General features: G+C 64.7%; 12 protein-coding genes and 1 pseudogene. 3 read left to right on the top strand and 10 right to left on the bottom strand.

What is annotated here, in order from left to right; translation table 11 throughout:
• Positions 1–443 (bottom strand): annotated as a pseudogene (locus ACX80G_RS15090) (hypothetical protein); the annotation flags it as partial.
• A gap of 306 nt (positions 444–749) precedes the next feature.
• Positions 750–1850, bottom strand: coding sequence for an ROK family glucokinase (locus ACX80G_RS15085; RefSeq protein WP_459308647.1), 1101 nt, complete (start codon positions 1848–1850; stop codon positions 750–752).
• A 138-nt stretch (positions 1851–1988) separates the two neighbouring features.
• Between ACX80G_RS15085 and ACX80G_RS15080 the strand changes: the two genes are divergently transcribed.
• The gene (locus ACX80G_RS15080; RefSeq protein ID WP_459308646.1) at positions 1989–3797 is read left to right on the top strand and encodes an AMP-dependent synthetase/ligase; all 1809 of its coding nucleotides are present in this window, start codon (positions 1989–1991) and stop codon (positions 3795–3797) included.
• Positions 3798–3821: 24 nt separating this feature from the next.
• Here the strand turns inward: ACX80G_RS15080 and ACX80G_RS15075 are convergent, their stop codons facing one another.
• The 3 genes from ACX80G_RS15075 to ACX80G_RS15065 form a co-directional block, all read right to left on the bottom strand.
• Entirely contained in the window at positions 3822–5222 is a 1401-nt protein-coding gene (locus tag ACX80G_RS15075) for a mycothione reductase (RefSeq protein ID WP_459308644.1), read from the bottom strand.
• Positions 5219–6691, bottom strand: a complete 1473-nt coding sequence (locus ACX80G_RS15070; protein ID WP_459308642.1) for a MinD/ParA family ATP-binding protein — start codon at positions 6689–6691, stop codon at positions 5219–5221. Before ACX80G_RS15070 ends, ACX80G_RS15075 begins: the two co-directional genes overlap by 4 nt.
• An 87-nt stretch (positions 6692–6778) precedes the next feature.
• Positions 6779–10186: a pyruvate carboxylase gene (locus tag ACX80G_RS15065; RefSeq protein WP_459308641.1), complete on the bottom strand. Its 3408-nt coding sequence runs from the start codon at positions 10184–10186 to the stop codon at positions 6779–6781.
• Between the two features lie 305 nt (positions 10187–10491).
• On the opposite strand from ACX80G_RS15065, the gene ACX80G_RS15060 reads away from it, so the two are divergent.
• The gene (locus ACX80G_RS15060) at positions 10492–11328 is read left to right on the top strand and encodes a ParA family protein (RefSeq protein WP_459308639.1); all 837 of its coding nucleotides are present in this window, start codon (positions 10492–10494) and stop codon (positions 11326–11328) included.
• A 69-nt stretch (positions 11329–11397) separates the two neighbouring features.
• Here the strand turns inward: ACX80G_RS15060 and ACX80G_RS15055 are convergent, their stop codons facing one another.
• The 5 genes from ACX80G_RS15055 to gcvH all read right to left on the bottom strand — a co-directional run bounded on the left by ACX80G_RS15055 (position 11398) and on the right by gcvH (position 14452).
• A complete protein-coding gene (locus ACX80G_RS15055; RefSeq protein ID WP_459308638.1) occupies positions 11398–11991 on the bottom strand; it encodes a MerR family transcriptional regulator in 594 nt (197 codons plus the stop codon).
• A 197-nt stretch (positions 11992–12188) separates the two neighbouring features.
• Positions 12189–12695: a bifunctional nuclease family protein gene (locus ACX80G_RS15050; protein ID WP_459308637.1), complete on the bottom strand. Its 507-nt coding sequence runs from the start codon at positions 12693–12695 to the stop codon at positions 12189–12191.
• Between the two features lie 11 nt (positions 12696–12706).
• Positions 12707–13456, bottom strand: coding sequence for a transcriptional regulator FtsR (gene ftsR / locus ACX80G_RS15045; protein ID WP_459308636.1), 750 nt, complete (start codon positions 13454–13456; stop codon positions 12707–12709).
• Between the two features lie 10 nt (positions 13457–13466).
• Positions 13467–13961 carry an FHA domain-containing protein gene (locus ACX80G_RS15040; protein ID WP_459308635.1) on the bottom strand — a complete coding sequence of 165 codons (495 nt, stop codon included), beginning with the start codon at positions 13959–13961 and terminating at the stop codon, positions 13467–13469.
• 104 nt (positions 13962–14065) lie between these two features.
• Positions 14066–14452, bottom strand: coding sequence for a glycine cleavage system protein GcvH (gene gcvH, locus ACX80G_RS15035; protein WP_459308633.1), 387 nt, complete (start codon positions 14450–14452; stop codon positions 14066–14068).
• 147 nt (positions 14453–14599) lie between these two features.
• Between gcvH and ACX80G_RS15030 the strand changes: the two genes are divergently transcribed.
• A complete protein-coding gene (locus ACX80G_RS15030) occupies positions 14600–15646 on the top strand; it encodes an ATP-dependent DNA ligase (protein ID WP_459308632.1) in 1047 nt (348 codons plus the stop codon).
• Positions 15647–15684: the final 38 nt, after the last annotated feature.

The raw sequence follows: 15684 nt of genomic DNA, 5'->3' as shown, positions 1-15684 counted from the left end.
TGCGCATCAACCCAGGAACGCAACCCTCCCAGATCCTTAATCAGGTCCAGGGTCCGCCCCGCATCCAGGCCGACCACCGCCGCCACAGCCACCCCGCCCATCAACACCGGCGGCACCTCACTGGAGCGCACCCCGGCATCAGGGCCAGCACCAAAATCGGCGTCAGGCCCGCCACCAACAAAGGCACCAGCGGAGGTGTCAGCAGAAGCATCAGCGGAGGTGTTGGGCGGATCACCTACCGGGGCAGTCCACACCGCGCCGACGCCCAACGGACCACCCGGACCATACCCACCAGACGCCCCGCCAGGCGTCCCGCCAGACGTCCCCGAAGAACCGCCCGAAGCCCCCGCGGCAGTATCCGCAGACCCGTTAGTGGAGCCGGAATCCGCGCCGGATTCGGGAACGAATCCCTTTCCGGTAGGAGAAGCTGTACTGCTTTTCATACCTTCATTCCATCATCGGGCACTGACAAAATAAGGTCCGTGGGAAGGCATCCGGAAAAGAATTTTGAACTATTTTTCCTGGCAGATCAAAACTTTGGATCGGCGGCACAAAGGGAACCACAACCCACCCGCTGAGGCGTTAGATCGGGCCCTCACAAGCCCGATGACCCACCAGATCTCACGGTTCGGCGAAATATGAGGCACGGCCGATCCACAGGGGAAGATCGTGGGGCGGGTGAGGCTGACCTAGTTCTGGCACTACCAAACCGGACTCAACCACGGGCGCAGACCGGGCGCAGAGGTGACTCAACCTCGGCTCAACCTCGGACTCAACCGGGACAAATCCGCCGCACCCACCAACCCGGCGAACGGCCCCAGGGCGGCGGCTTCCACACGGGCCGCGGGCCGGAACCCGCGACCCGTCAGGTTGCGGGCAAACGCCCGGCGGGCAGGTTCCAGCAATACTTCACCCGCCGCGCCAAGGCCACCACCGACAACGAAGGTTCCCGGATCCAGGGCCGCCGCGAGGTTGGCCAACCCAAGCCCGAGCCACTGCCCGACGTCGTCGACCAGTTCCCGGCACGCCGGGTCGCCCTCCAGAGCCAGCTTGGTGACGACAGCACCAGTGATGAGCCGCGGATCGCCGTCGACCTCCCGCAGCAGGGCCTGCGCCACCGGGGAATTGGCTGTCGCGAGCTCGCGCGCTTCCCGCCCCAACGCGTTGCCCGACGCGTACTGCTCCCAGCACCCCCGGTTACCGCACTCACAGCGGTGCCCCTGTGGCACGATGATCTGGTGGCCAAACTCCCCCGCCACACCAAAGCGGCCCCGCTCCAGGGCGCCATCCATAATCATTGCCCCGCCGATCCCGGTCCCCAGGGTGATGCAGACCAACCGGCTCTCACCCCGGCCCGCACCGAACCGCCATTCCGCCCAGGCCGCGGCGTCGGCGTCGTTCACCACGGTGACCCGCCGCCGTAAAATCCGCTCCAGATTGTGGCGGAGCGGTTCGTTGCGCCAGGCAAGGTGGGGGCTAAACAGCACCGTTCCGTTGGTCAAATCCATCCAGCCGGCGGCTCCGATCCCCACGGATCTGATCCGATACCCGGTGGAGAGCTCAGTCACCAGCTCGGCGATGATCGCTTCTACATGACGCGGGTCGTGGCCGGGGGTGTCACGCCGCGCCTCGGCCAGGATGTTCCCGCGGATGTCGACGACGCCGGCCGCCACCTTGGTCCCACCGATGTCGATCCCGATGGCAAGACCTCGGCGCAGGAAGGTCGGCGAATCCGTAGGGCCAGCCAACAGACCACCAGGCCGACGTCGGGCAGCCCTGCCCCCGGCCCCGGGACCGCGCAGTTGCGTTCGTAACCGGGGCTGCGTCGCGGCATCCGACTGTCTGATCATGGTAAGTCCTCGTCCCCGGCCAGCTCTAGGCGTTGTGTGACCGTTACCGATTCGTACATTACTGGAGAGTATTAACGCTCACCGAACCTATAGGCTAATAAAATCCCGCAGGTTTTGGAGATATCAAAGGAGATAGTCGTGCGCGAATACAGCGTCCCCATTCTGGTGGACACACCCCGTGACAGCAATATCACGGAGTTGGTTGTCAAGCAGGCTGCGAAAGCCTCCGACCCCGCGCTGTTCTCGAAGAAGGACAGTGCCGGGGAGTGGCAGAACATTCGGGCAACTGAATTCCTCGCTGACGTCCAACTCCTCGCCAAGGGCCTGATGGCCAGCGGTGTTCAGGCCGGCGACCGCGTCGCCATCATGGCACGCACCCGCTATGAGTGGTCTCTGGTGGACTTTGCCATCTGGTTTGCCGGTGCCATCTCGGTTCCTGTCTACGAGACCTCGTCGCCATCGCAGGTGGGCTGGATCCTTGAGGATTCGGGCGCCGTTGCCGCATTCGTTGAGTCATCCCGCCACGAGAACGTGGTCCGTCAGGCCACCGCAGCATCGAACATCCCGGGTGTCCAACATGTCTGGCAGCTCGACAACAATGGCCTCGACCCGCTGCGTAGCGCGGGCAGCGACATCGACAACCAGGCGCTGGAGGCCCGTCGCACGACGGCCGGGCTCGACGACGTCGCCACCATCATTTACACCTCGGGGACCACCGGCAAGCCCAAGGGTTGCGAACTCACCCACGGGAACTTCGTGGACCTGTCAGTCAACGCCGCTGCAGCGCTGCCGGAGGTAGCCCATGAGGGCGCGCAGACCATCATGTTCCTCCCCCTGGCCCATGTGTTTGCCCGGTTCATCTCGGTGCTGTGCGTGGCCTCCGGTGCGACAGTGGCCCACACCCCCGACGTCAAGAACCTGCTCCCCGATCTGCAGAGCTACCAGCCATCTTTCATCCTCGCGGTTCCCCGGGTCTTCGAGAAGGTCTACAACAACTCAATGCTCAAAGCCGAGGACGGCGGCAAAGGCAAGATCTTCCACGCCGGCGCCAAGGTGGCCATCGAATGGTCCAAGGCCGACCAGGCAGGCAAGGTGCCGCTGATGCTCAAGGTGAAGCACGCCGTGTTCGACAGGATCCTGTTCAGCAAAATTCGCGACGCCATGGGCGGACGCGTGGAACATGCAGTCTCCGGAGGCGCGCCGCTGGGCGACCGGTTGGGGCACTTCTTCCACGGCATCGGCCTGATGGTCCTCGAAGGGTACGGGCTCACCGAGACCACCGCGCCGATCACCGTCAGCACCCCGAAGCGGATCAAGATCGGCACCGTAGGCGCTCCCCTTCCCGGCAACGCTGTCAAGATCGCCGACGACGGCGAAATCCTCGCGAAGGGCGTATGCGTCATGCGCGGCTATTACAAGCGCGACGACCTCACCGAAGAGGCCTTTGTCGATGGCTGGTTCCGCACTGGCGACATCGGCGAGCTGGACACCGATGGTTTCCTCAAAATCACCGGCCGGAAGAAGGAAATAATCGTCACCGCGGGCGGCAAGAACGTCATCCCCGCGCAGCTGGAAGACACGATCCGCTCCAATGCCCTGGTGTCCCAGTGTGTTGTGGTCGGCGACCACCGAGCGTTCATCTCCGCCCTGATCACCCTTGATGAAGAAGCACTCCCGGGCTGGCTCGAACGTCACCAGTTGCCCAAGGACACGACCATGGCGCAAGCGGTCGAGCACCCGCTCGTCACCGCCGAGGTGCAACAGCTGGTCGATCAAGCCAACGCCAACGTCTCCCAGGCTGAGTCGATCAAGGCGTTCCGCATCGTCGCGACCGACTTCACCGAGACCAGCGGGCACCTGACGCCGTCGCTGAAGATCAAGCGCGCCCAGGTCTTGAAGGACTACTCGACAGTGGTCGAAGGGATCTATTCGGCCCCTCGCGCCTAGCCAGAACCCGCGGTGCGGGGCTGATTACCCGGTCTTCAGGGATAGGAGTGCGTTCTCGACTACTTCCGTCAGGGCCGGGTGGATCCAGTACTGGCCGCTGGCCATGGTCTGGGCGTCGAGCCCAAAAGACATCGCCTGAATCACCGGCTGGATGATCATTGACGCCTCGTGGCCCATGATGTGCGCGCCGAGAATCATCCCGGTGCGCTGATTTGCAATCAGCTTCACAAACCCTGTGGTGTCCTCCATCGCCCAGCCATATGCCGTCGACCCGTACCGTTGGACCGCCACCGTGACCTCGAAGCCTTCAGCTTCGGCCTTCGCCAACGCCTCTGCTTCGGTCAGTCCGACAACAGCAACCTGCGGGTGGGTGAACACCGCGGCGGGAACAAACCGGTGGTCGCTGGTGCGCAGATCCTCCGGGTGGCTCAGGTTATGCGACACGATCCGCGCCTCATGGTTGGCAACGTGTTTGAGCTGGAATTTGCTGCTGACGTCGCCGAGCGCCCACAATCCATCAACCGGCGCGCCGTTCCGGAGCACCCGCTGCTGCCCGTCGACGACCAGACGTCCGTCCGCTTCAAGATCGAACCCGACGGCGGCGACATCCAGCCGATCGGTGTTGGGCACCCTACCCGCAGCCACCAGGACGACGTCGACGTCGAGCTCCCGTGCGCTGTCCCCTGCGAGAACTGCGTGGACCGAGCTGTCGTCGTTGGCGGTCAGCGAGGCCACCGTATGGTCGAGAACGACCTCCCACTGGCGTACCGCCTGAGCGGTGAATGCCGCGGAGACGGTGTCATCGAGCGTTCGCAGTAGCTGGCCGGACCGGTTGACCACAGTGACAGCCGATCCGAACGCACCAAAGATATGGGCAAACTCAGCGGCGATGTAGCCGCCGCCAATGATCAGGATCCGGCCCGGCAGCTCGTCCAGCCGCATGATGGTGTCTGAGGTGTGAACCTGAGGAAGGGTGATGCCGGGAATATCGGGAAGTACCGCGCGGGACCCGGCGGCGATGACTACCTGGTCCGCCTGAATCTCCTCGCCGGATCCGGTCACCAACGATCTGTCGCCGGTAAACCGGACGTAATCCTGATAGAGGGTGACATTCTCCAGCTCGTCGGCCCGGTACCGTCTGCCGTCCCGCGAGATCGCATCGATGCGGGAGAAGATCCGGTCCCGGATGGCGCGCCAGCTGACGCCGCGAAGCTCAAGGTCCACGCCCAGCGCAGCCGCTTCGCGGGCGCCGGTGGCAAGCTCCGCCGGGAAGACGAACATCTTGGTCGGGATGCAGCCGACGTTGAGGCAGGTTCCGCCGAAGACGCCGCCGTCGATCAGAGCCACTTTCCGGCCGTCCCACTCGGGGGTGATCAGGCTGTTCCCCGATCCGGAACCGATGATCGCCAGGTCGTAGTGGGTCACAGCAGTTCGTCTACCACGAGGGCGGCCAACTCGATGACTGCGTCGCGGGTGGCGGGCTTGAGCTGGGCCAGATCGATGCGGGAGCCTTCAGCCAGATGACGGTCGTAGGGAATCCGCACGACGGTGCTGACCCGCGACTGGAAATGCTCCTCGATCTCGGCGACATTCACCTGCGTGCCGTTGCCTGACGACAAGTTGATCACCACGATGGCGTTAGCCACCAGATCGTGCCGACCGTGCGCTTCCAGCCAGGACAGCGTCTCGGAGGCGAGCCGCGCCTCGTCGACGCTACCGCCGGAGACCAGCACGACGGCGTCGGCCTTCTCCAACGTCCCCTTCATCACCGAGTGCACCATGCCGGTGCCCGAATCGGTGAGGACAATCGAGTAATAGCGGCTCAGGATGTCGGTGACCGCGCGGTAATCGGCCTCGTCGAACGCCTGGGCGACGGCGGGATCCGTCTCGGACGCCAACACGTGCAGCCGTGAGCCTTCGCGGGCCACGTAGCTGGAGAGCTGGGCAAAAGAGTCAACCATGAACCGGTTCTGGACCAGCTGGCGGGCGGTGAAGTCCGCTTTGCCGGGTGAGCGATCGGAGAGTGTTCCCCGGTCCGGGTTGGCGTCCATGGCGATAATGCGGTCTTCGCGCATCTCGGCCAGGGTCATGCCCAGCAGCGTGGTGACGGTGGTTTTTCCCACCCCGCCCTTTCGGGACAGTACCGGTACGAACCGGGTGCGCTCCCCCAACCGCACACCAATGCGGTGCTCCAGGGCGCGGCGGATGCGAACGGCGTCCGAGTCGCCGAGGCTGACGTAGCCGAAAGTGAGCATGTGGAGCAGCCTGCGCCATCCGTCGACGGGTGGCCGCTTCGTCACTTCGAGGAGCCGGTCCGCGGTCAGGGAAGAAGCCGTTTCCGGGCCGGCTTCCTTCTGCCGGCGGGCGCTGCGCGCTTCAGCGGTCTCTGCGACTGGCCGGTCCGCCGGTGGTGCGGCGGTGGCGGTGGCGGTGGCGGTGGAGCCAGCCGTGGGCAACCAGCCGGCAAGGTCGGCTACCGCTTCCGGAGCAACCGTGGGGGCAGCCGGAAGAGCCGTAGCAGGAAGAGTGGCCGCTGGCCTTGAAGTGGCTGCTGGTCCTGAGAGATCCGCTGGCCCTGAGGATGCCACCGTTGAAGTCTCACCGGTCCTGAGGGGCAACGCGGCCGCATAATCGACCGGAAATCCGGCCAGCGCTCCATGATCATGCTCTGGCTCCCCGGCGCTGGGAGCATCGGGGGCCGTGCCGATTGGGGCGGAAAACTCCGGCTCGTCATCGGGCGCGACGCTGGTGGTGGTGGCGTCGTCGGGCGCATCAGCTTGGTGCGCCTCGGGATGCGAATCGACCGAAGTGACATTGTTTGAAGTGTCATCGACTGGTCTGTCATTGTCTGGTCCAGCGGACGGGCTGGTACCGGACGGATCTTGCGGGGTCATAGTTCCTCACAGGGTCAGCGGGCGCGCCGAAGGCGCCGAGGTCTCCAGCCAAACACTAGCGCACCGAATCCCGCGGCAGGGCACTGGCTACGCGGTCTTGATCACCAGGAGGAGGTCCCCGCCCTGCACCTGGGACACGACGTCGACGGCGATCCGCTGGACGGTACCGCCCACCGGCGACGTGATTCCCGCTTCCATCTTCATGGCCTCGATGGTGGCGATGGTGGCACCCTGTTCGACCGTGTCGCCTTCGGCCACGGTGATGGTGACCGCACCCGCGAAAGGCGCAGCGATCTGGCCCGGCGTCGCCTTATCGGCCTTCTCGGCGGCTTTGACATCGCTGTGGATGCTGCGGTCGCGGACGGCGACGGGACGCATCTGCCCATTGAGCGTGCACATCACTGTGCGCATGCCCTTCTCATCCGGCTCGGACACCGCGCTGAGCGTGGCAATCAGCCGGACACCCCTTTCCAGCGGGATGACATGTTCGCGGCCCTGTTGCAGGCCATACAGGTAGTCCCGGGTGTCCAGCACTGACACGTCCCCGTAGGTTTCGCGGGTGGCGAGGAAGTCCTTGGTCGGTCCGGCGAAGAGCAGTCGGTTCAGGGTGGCACGGCGCAACGCTGAGTCCCCGGTCAGGGCCTTCTGATCCTCGGCACTGAGCTCAGTGTCGCGGACCTTGACGTCGCGGCCCTGCAGCGCCTTGGTACGGAAGGGTTCGGGCCAGCCGCCGGGAGGGTCGCCGAGTTCGCCGCTGAGGAAGCCGATCACCGAGTCGGGGATGTCGTAGTTCTGTGGGTTCTGCTCAAAATCAACGGGATCCACGTTGGTGCCGACGAGCTGCAGGGCAAGGTCGCCCACCACCTTCGACGACGGCGTGACTTTCACCAGTCGCCCCAGCATCCGGTCAGCTTCCGTGTACATGTCCTCGATGGCTTCGAACCGTTCGCCGAGGCCGAGGGCGATGGCCTGCTGGCGCAGGTTGGAAAGCTGACCGCCCGGAATTTCGTGACGATACACGCGCCCAGTGGGCCCGGGCAGCCCGGATTCGAAGGGAGCATAGACCCGACGGACCGCTTCCCAGTAGGGTTCCAGTGAACAGACGGCCGCGAGGCTGATGCCGGTATCGCGCTCAGTGTTGGCCAGGGCTGCGACCAGGGCCGACGCCGAGGGCTGGCTGGTGGTACCGGCCAGGGATGCGCTGGCGACGTCGACGGCATCCACCCCCGCGTCCACGGCCGCGAGGAGCGTGGCCAGCTGGCCGCCAGCGGTGTCGTGGGTATGTAGGTGGACCGGAAGGTGGAAGCGTTCCCGCAGGGCAGAGACGAGCTGGGTTGCTGCTGCTGGCCGCAGCAACCCTGCCATGTCCTTGATCGCCAGGATGTGGGCGCCGGCGTCGACCATCCGCTGCGCCAGCTCCAGGTAGTACTCCAGCGTGTACAGCTTCTCTTCGGGGTCCAGCATGTTGGAGGTGTAGCAGAGGGCCACCTCGGCCACAGCGGTGCCGGTGGCCCGGACCGCGCGGATGGCCGGCTCCATCTGGGAGACGTCGTTGAGGGCGTCGAAAATCCTGAAAATGTCGATCCCGGTGCCCGCGGCCTCCTTGACGAACGCTTCGGTGACCTCTTCCGGGTACGGGGTATAACCCACTGTGTTGCGGCCGCGCAGGAGCATCTGCAGGCAGATGTTCGGCAGTTCCTTGCGGAGCGCGGCGAGCCGCTCCCACGGTTCTTCGCCGAGGAACCGGAGGGCGACATCGTAGGTGGCCCCGCCCCAGGCTTCCACCGACAGCAGCTGGGGGGTGGCACGGGAGACAGCGTTGCCGGCTGCCACCAGGTCGCGGGTGCGGACCCGGGTGGCGAGCAGCGACTGGTGGGCGTCGCGGAAGGTGGTGTCGGTAACGGCGACGGCGGTCTGGGCGCGGAGTTCGGCAGCGAACTTCTCCGGGCCGAGTTCCTGGAGCCGCTGCCGTGACCCGGGGCCCGGGGCTGGCTCGCCCTCGACGGCTTCGGGCAGTTTCTCGGCCGGATCGATCTCGACACGTCGTTCACCATGGGGCTTGTTGACTGTTACGTCGGCGAGCCAAGTGAGCAGCTTGGTGCCGCGGTCGGCAGAGACCCTGGCCGTGAGAAGTTCGGGCCGTTCGTCGATGAAGTTGGTCGCCACGTCGCCGGCGATGAAGTCCGGGTCGTCCAGGACGGCCTGCAGGAAGGAGATGTTGGTGGAGACCCCGCGGACCCGGAACTCGGCCAGGGCGCGCCGGGCGCGGGTCACCGCCGATTTATGGTCGCGGCCGCGGCAGGTCAGCTTCACAAGCATGGAGTCGAAGTGCGGGCTGATTTCGGCACCCGCGTAAACGGTTCCGCCATCGAGCCGCACCCCGGCGCCGCCGGCGGACCGGTAGGCGGTGATCTGTCCAACGTCGGGCCGGAAGCCGTTGGCGGGATCCTCGGTGGTGATGCGGCTCTGCAGGGCGGCACCCCGAACCTGGACGCTGTCCTGGCTCAGGCCGAGATCGGCAAGAGTCTCCCCCGCGGCGATACGCAGCTGGGCCTGGACCAGGTCGACGTCGGTAATCTCCTCGGTGACCGTGTGCTCCACCTGGATCCGGGGGTTCATCTCGATGAAGACGTGCTGGCCCGCCCGCTCGCCCACTGTGTCGACGAGGAACTCGACAGTGCCGGCGTTGACGTAGCCCAGCGCGGTGGCGAAAGCGACAGCGTCTCGGTGCAGCGCCTGACGGATGTTCTCGTCGAGGTTCGGGGCAGGCGCTATTTCGATGACCTTCTGATGGCGACGCTGGATGGAGCAGTCACGCTCAAACAGGTGCATGACGTTGCCCTGCGCGTCGGCGAGGATTTGAACCTCGATGTGGCGGGGGCGGAGCACAGCTTGTTCAAGGAACATGGTCGGATCGCCGAACGCGGAGTCAGCTTCCCTCATGGCTGCTTCGAGCGCCTCCGGGAGCGCTTCCCGCTTGTCGACGCGCCGCATTCCGCGCCCGCCGCCGCCCGCGACCGCCTTGGCGAAGATGGGGAAGCCGATCTCGTCAGCGGCGGCGATCAGCTCGTCGACGTCGGAGCTGGGTTGCGAGGACTTCAGTACCGGGATGCCAGCCTTGCGGGCGGCTTCCAGCGCGTGGACCTTGTTGCCAGCGAGTTCGAGCACGTCGGCGGGCGGCCCCACGAAGGTGATGCCAGCCTCTTCGGCGGCGCGGGCGAGGCCAGGGTTTTCTGAGAGGAAGCCGTAGCCCGGGTAGATGGCGTCGCACCCTGACTCCTTGGCGACCCGGACGATCTCCTGGACGTCGAGGTAGGCGCGGACCGGGTGGCCCTCTTCACCAATCAGGTAAGCCTCGTCGGCTTTCTGCCGGTGGATCGAGTTGCGGTCCTCATAGGGGAACACCGCTACCGTCTTGGCCCCAACCTCGAACCCAGCCCGGAAGGCGCGGATGGCAATCTCGCCGCGGTTTGCTACCAGAATTTTCGAAAACATCGCTCTCCTGCGTCCGTGCATCTCACCACCGGGTAGGGGCGTCCGTGTCCTGCGTCACGGCAATCTTCACCCTACCGCGCTGTGACGCCGCTCCCTTAATGCTTCTCAGCATACGAATTCGGGCGACCCTGCAGCGGACCTTGCTACGGCTGGCGCTCACCTATGATGGAGGTAGGTCCGCCGCCGTAGCGGCACCGACCAGATCCAGACGCGAGCAGGCCGCCAGCAGACGGCTGCGGCCCGGGATCCCCCTAGCGCGACCCCCGGCAGCCGCGTACACGAGATGTTAGGTATTGGTTTAAGAAGTGCAAGTAGTGAGCATCAGCAGCCTCAAAGGCGGTGTCGGCAAGACGTCTGTGACTCTCGGGCTGGCATCGGCAGCACTCGCCGCAGGAATTCCAACCCTGGTGGTCGATCTGGACCCGCATGCTGATGCCACCACGGGTCTGGGCGTGAGGTCGGCCGATCAGCTTGATATTGGTCGGCTGCTCAAGATCGCGCGCCGCGGCGATCTCGCAGCCAACGTGATGCCCAGCGGTTGGGTGGCATCAGCACTGGCGCGGAACCCGCCGTCGTCGGGGAGGAAGCCCATCCTCGACGTCGCCGTGGGCTCCGCCTATTCAGGCATCTACGACCGGCCGGATCTGGGAAGGCGCGACCTGCGCCGGCTTGCTACCCTGTTGTCCCGTCTCGAGGGCTACGGGCTGGTCCTGATTGACTGCCCGCCGTCGCTCAATGGGCTGACGAGGATGGCGTGGACGGCGAGTAACCGGGTGCTCCTCGTCGCGGAGCCGGGCCTGTTCTCAGTGGCAGGCACCGAGCGGACCATGCGCGCCATCGAACTGTTCAAGCGGGAGTTCGCGCCAAATCTGTCGACTGCCGGGATTGTTGCCAACCGGGTGCGCCCGGGCTCTAACGAGCACGCGTTCCGGCTGGCCGAAATGCGCCAGATGTTTGGGGACCTGTTGCTCAGTACCACCATCGCTGAGCAGGCCAATTGGCAGCAGATTCAGGGTGCTGCCCACTCGGTACATCATTGGCCCGGCGAATCGGCACACATTGCGGCCGGGTATTTCGACGAACTGCTGAAGAACCTCTTGGATTCCGGCCGGATGAGAAGCCGAGTCGCCCGACGCGCCTGATATCAGCCACTACACGGTTTGCGGTCGACCTGTGCGGTATGGCCCGCTGGGTGCGGGAAGGGCGTGGTGTTAGCTGATCTTGCGGGTGGCCCGGCGTTTGCTGAGCTCGTCGTCGGGGAAGTTCTGATCAACTGCATGCTCGCTGGGCAGGGCAGCAAGGCTACCTTCAACCTCGCGCCAGACCTTGCCAACAGCGATACCGAAGACACCCTGGCCGCCCTGGACCAGGTCGATGACTTCCTCGGCCGAGGTGCATTCGTAGACGCTGGCGCCGTCGCTCATGAGCGTGATTTGTGCGAGATCGTCGACGCCCCGTTCCCGGAGATGCTCGATGGCGGTGCGGATCTGCTGGAGGGAAACGCCTGTGTCGAGCAACCGTTTCACAACCTTCAAGACCAGGATGTCCCGAAAACCGTAGAGGCGTTGGGTTCCCGAGCCTGAGGCTCCACGGACGGCTGGTTCCACCAGACCGGTGCGGGCCCAGTAGTCGAGTTGGCGGTAGGTGATTCCGGCGGCCTTGCAGGCCGTTGGGCCACGATAGCCGGCATCCTCATCGAGAACGGGGAGGTCTTCGGTGAACAGGAGACCCTGTGCACTGGCCGGGATCCCGGATCCGGACGCAACCGCATTGGAACCCGGACCGGCTTCGCCTTTGGGACTCACGTGCTGCCTCCTCGTTCTGATGGCCGTGGAAAAACCTGAACGGTAAGCATTGGTCACACACCAGGACTATCAGGGTTTGCTCCCAAGTCTGCCTTGAGTTCGTGGGTAGTGCAATGGAACCGTATGCTTCGACGTTAGATTGCCGGGCACCCCAGGTCAAAGAGGTGGGGCTTTAAGAGTTTGGCGTGTCGGCCTTCTCAGCGCTCGAAATCTTCGGGTTCGACGTCCGCGAGGAACTCCCGGAACTGACGAAGTTCCCGTTCGGCGTTCACCGGTGGCTGCGCGGGGGTATCGTCGTCGTCGTCGACCGCCTCGGTAATCTCCACCCCCGCCTCATCCATTACCGACACCGCGCAGTAGATGGGGCACGGTACGCGGAGGGCGACGGCGATCGCGTCGGATGCGCGCGAGCTCACTGACGTACCATCGTCGAACACCAGTTCGGCATGGAAGACCGTGTCCTCCACGGAGATCAGCCGGACCTGACTCACCGCCCGGCCCAGGGCGTTGACCACGCTGACCAGGAGGTCATGGGTCATCGGTCGGGGCGGAATGATTCCTTGTTGCACGAAGGCGATGGCGCTGGCTTCGGGGGCACCGATCCAGATGGGGATGTGGCGTTCGCCTTTAGTTTCCTTGAGGAGCACCAGCGGCTGGTTTGAGGGCAGCTCGATCCGAACTCCGACAACTTCTACTTCAAGCATTGCGGGTCGCCTCAGCTATCCATGCGGGAAATGTGGCCCTGCACCAGTGCCGTGTGCAGGTTCAGGCACAACTCGCTGATTTCGCGGGCCATTTCAGCGGCGCGGGCCTTGGAAGCGACGTCCCGCCGGGAGGCGACCGGGGCGACTACCCGTTCGACGAGGCCCAGCTCGCGGTCGGCTGCGGCGCGGAAGGGGCGCAGATGACGGGGTTCAATCCCGTGGCCCTCGAGCAAGACGCACGCTCGGGTGATCCTCAGCGCGTGTTCGTCGAAGCGACCATCAACCGGGGCGATCAATCCGAACCCCACCAGGTCCAGCACTAGAGCATGTCTGGCGCCGGCCTCGGCGGTCAGTGTTTCAAGCGTCAGGGAACGGGTGTACGAGTGCAGGTCACGTGACATCTGGTCGGAGACCATCCGCGGAGACAGCGTCATGCCGCCCGGCAGCGACTCGGGTTTCTCACCGCGGTCAATGGCGTCGACGTAATCCTTGATGACCTTCAGCGGTAGGTACTGGTCCCGTTGTAACGCGAGGACAAAGCGTAGGCGCTCCACATCGTGCGGTGCGTACTTCCGGTAGCCGGCGCGGGTTCGCTGAGGAGAAATCAGTCCTTTTTCCTCAAGGAACCGGATTTTGGACGCAGTGATCTGCGGGAAGTCCCCGGACAGCTCGGTGAGGACCTCGCCAATGTTGAGCACATTCCCGTGGACTCGCTCGGGAGCGATTCCTACGGTGCGCCGCGCTGACTGGGGTGGGGGCATGCAGCGGGACCTATTCCTGTCCGCGAGGCTGAACTGGCGACTGCTGCTGTCCTGAGGTTTGTGCGGTGTAGAAGGTCAATCGGAACTTGCCGATCTGGATCTCGTTGCCATTGCGCAGCACAACACTGTCCACCCGGTCATGGTTGACGTAGGTGCCGTTCAGGCTTCGGGTATCCATTACCGTAAATCCGGCATCGGTGCGCTCAAACTGAGCATGCTTGCGGGACACCGTGACGTCGTCGAGGAAGATGTCGGCGTTCGGGTGGCGTCCGGCGCTTGTCACGTCCTGATCGAGGAGGAACCGTGCGCCAGCATTGGGTCCGCTGTGCGCGACGAGCAAGGCGGAGGCGCTGGGCAGCGCGGTGACCGCCGCCTGCTCTTCGGGGGACAGCTTCGGATCCACAGCGGAGGGCGCCAGTGCCGGGATGCCAATAGTTGTGGTTTCGGGCGACGGCGCCTTACTTTCTGTGCCGCCATACGTGGCCGCATTCTCGTTGCCAACCATGGTGTTCCTCCCCAAAATATGTGGCCAACCAGTCGAGAGACCGGTTGACCACCGTGTCCCTACAACGGTGATCTTGCCAGCTGCGCCGGACGAATCCGGTAGCTCTAGCCTACCTGCTGTGAGTAGTCCGATGAACTCAGCAGGTCATCCACCACTGCGGTATCCGCAACCTTGATCTCGAGGAGCCAGCCTTCACCGTAAGGATCAGAGTTAATCAGTCCCGGGTTGTCTTCCAGAGCCTCGTTGCGGGCTACCACCTCGCCCGTGACTGGTGCGTAGATATCGCTGACGCTCTTGGTGGATTCCACTTCTCCGACGACGTCGGCGGCGGTGAGCCGCGAGCCGGCCTCAGGCATCTGGACGTAGACCACGTCGCCGAGCGCGTCTTGCGCGAAGTCGGTGATACCGACGCGGACCACGCCGTCGCTGGTCGGCGGGGTCACCCATTCGTGCTCGACCGTGTAGTGAAGATTCTCGGGAACGTTGCTCATGGGCAGCCTTTCGTCGTACTCCGGTCTGACTGGGCGCGACGTCCTGCGGAGGCCACTGATCGAGTATAGGCATAGTGATCGAACGATGGGCAGGGGTGGACTGCCCAGGGACTACCCACAGGCCGCTGAGTGAGGAAAGATCGGATCATGACTGATCTCCCGTTCCCAGTTCAGCCCATGCTGGCCAAAGCCGTCAGCGATGTGCCAGAACCCGACAGTGTGGCCGGCGGCCTGCTGTATGAACCGAAGTGGGACGGTTTTCGCGCCATCATCCACCGCGATGGCGACACCGTCGACATCGGCAGCCGCGGCTCGAAGATGCTGACCCGGTATTTCCCGGAACTGGTCGAGGCGTTGAAAACGTCCCTTCCGGAGAGGTGCGTGGTCGACGGCGAAATTGTGGTCCGCACCGGCTCCCCCGGCAATGAACGGTTGGACTGGGAGGCACTGTCGCAGCGGATCCACCCCGCCGACAGCCGGGTGCGGCTGCTCGCCGAGCAGACTCCGGCCTCGTTCGTCGCTTTCGATCTGCTGGCGGCCGGCTCCGAGAACCTGGTTAATTCCCCCTTCGCTGAACGTCGGGCGGCACTCGAACGCATTGGCGGCACGTTTACCGCGCCGATCCACCTCTCCCAAACCACCCAGGATGTGGAGCTGGCCCGTCGCTGGCTGGTCGAATTTGAGGGTGCTGGACTGGACGGCGTCGTCGCCAAGCCGCTGGGTGCCGGCTACGAGCCGGGCAAGCGCCGGATGCTCAAGATCAAGCACCACCGCAGCGCCGACGTCGTCGTCCTCGGCTACCGTGTCCACACCAGCGGTGCGGGCGTCGGGTCCCTGCTGCTGGGACTGTACGACGACGGCGAGCTGCGCAATGTGGGCGGCGCCTCGGCCTTCTCCAATAAACGGCGGCTGGAGTTGGTCGATGAGTTGGCGTCCGACGTCGTGCGCGACGCGGACGGGGAAGCAGTTCGTGGGGAGACGGATCGCAGCCGGTTCACTTCCCGTAAGGACGTGTCCTTTGTGCGGTTGCACCCGCGGCGGGTCATGGAGGTGAGGTACGACCAGATGGAAGGGTCGCGCTTTCGTCACACCGCCCAGTTCTCCCGGTGGCGGCTGGACCGCGACCCCGAGTCCTGCACCTTCGATCAGCTGGAGGTCCCGGCGGCGTACGACCTCAGCGAGGTGCTCGCCTAGCCTCTCCTTCCCTTTTGTCGCACATGTAGGACCTGGAC

The sequence above is a fragment of the Arthrobacter glycogeni genome (assembly GCF_054510815.1).
This window is presented reverse-complemented; position numbering and strand designations above follow the sequence as displayed.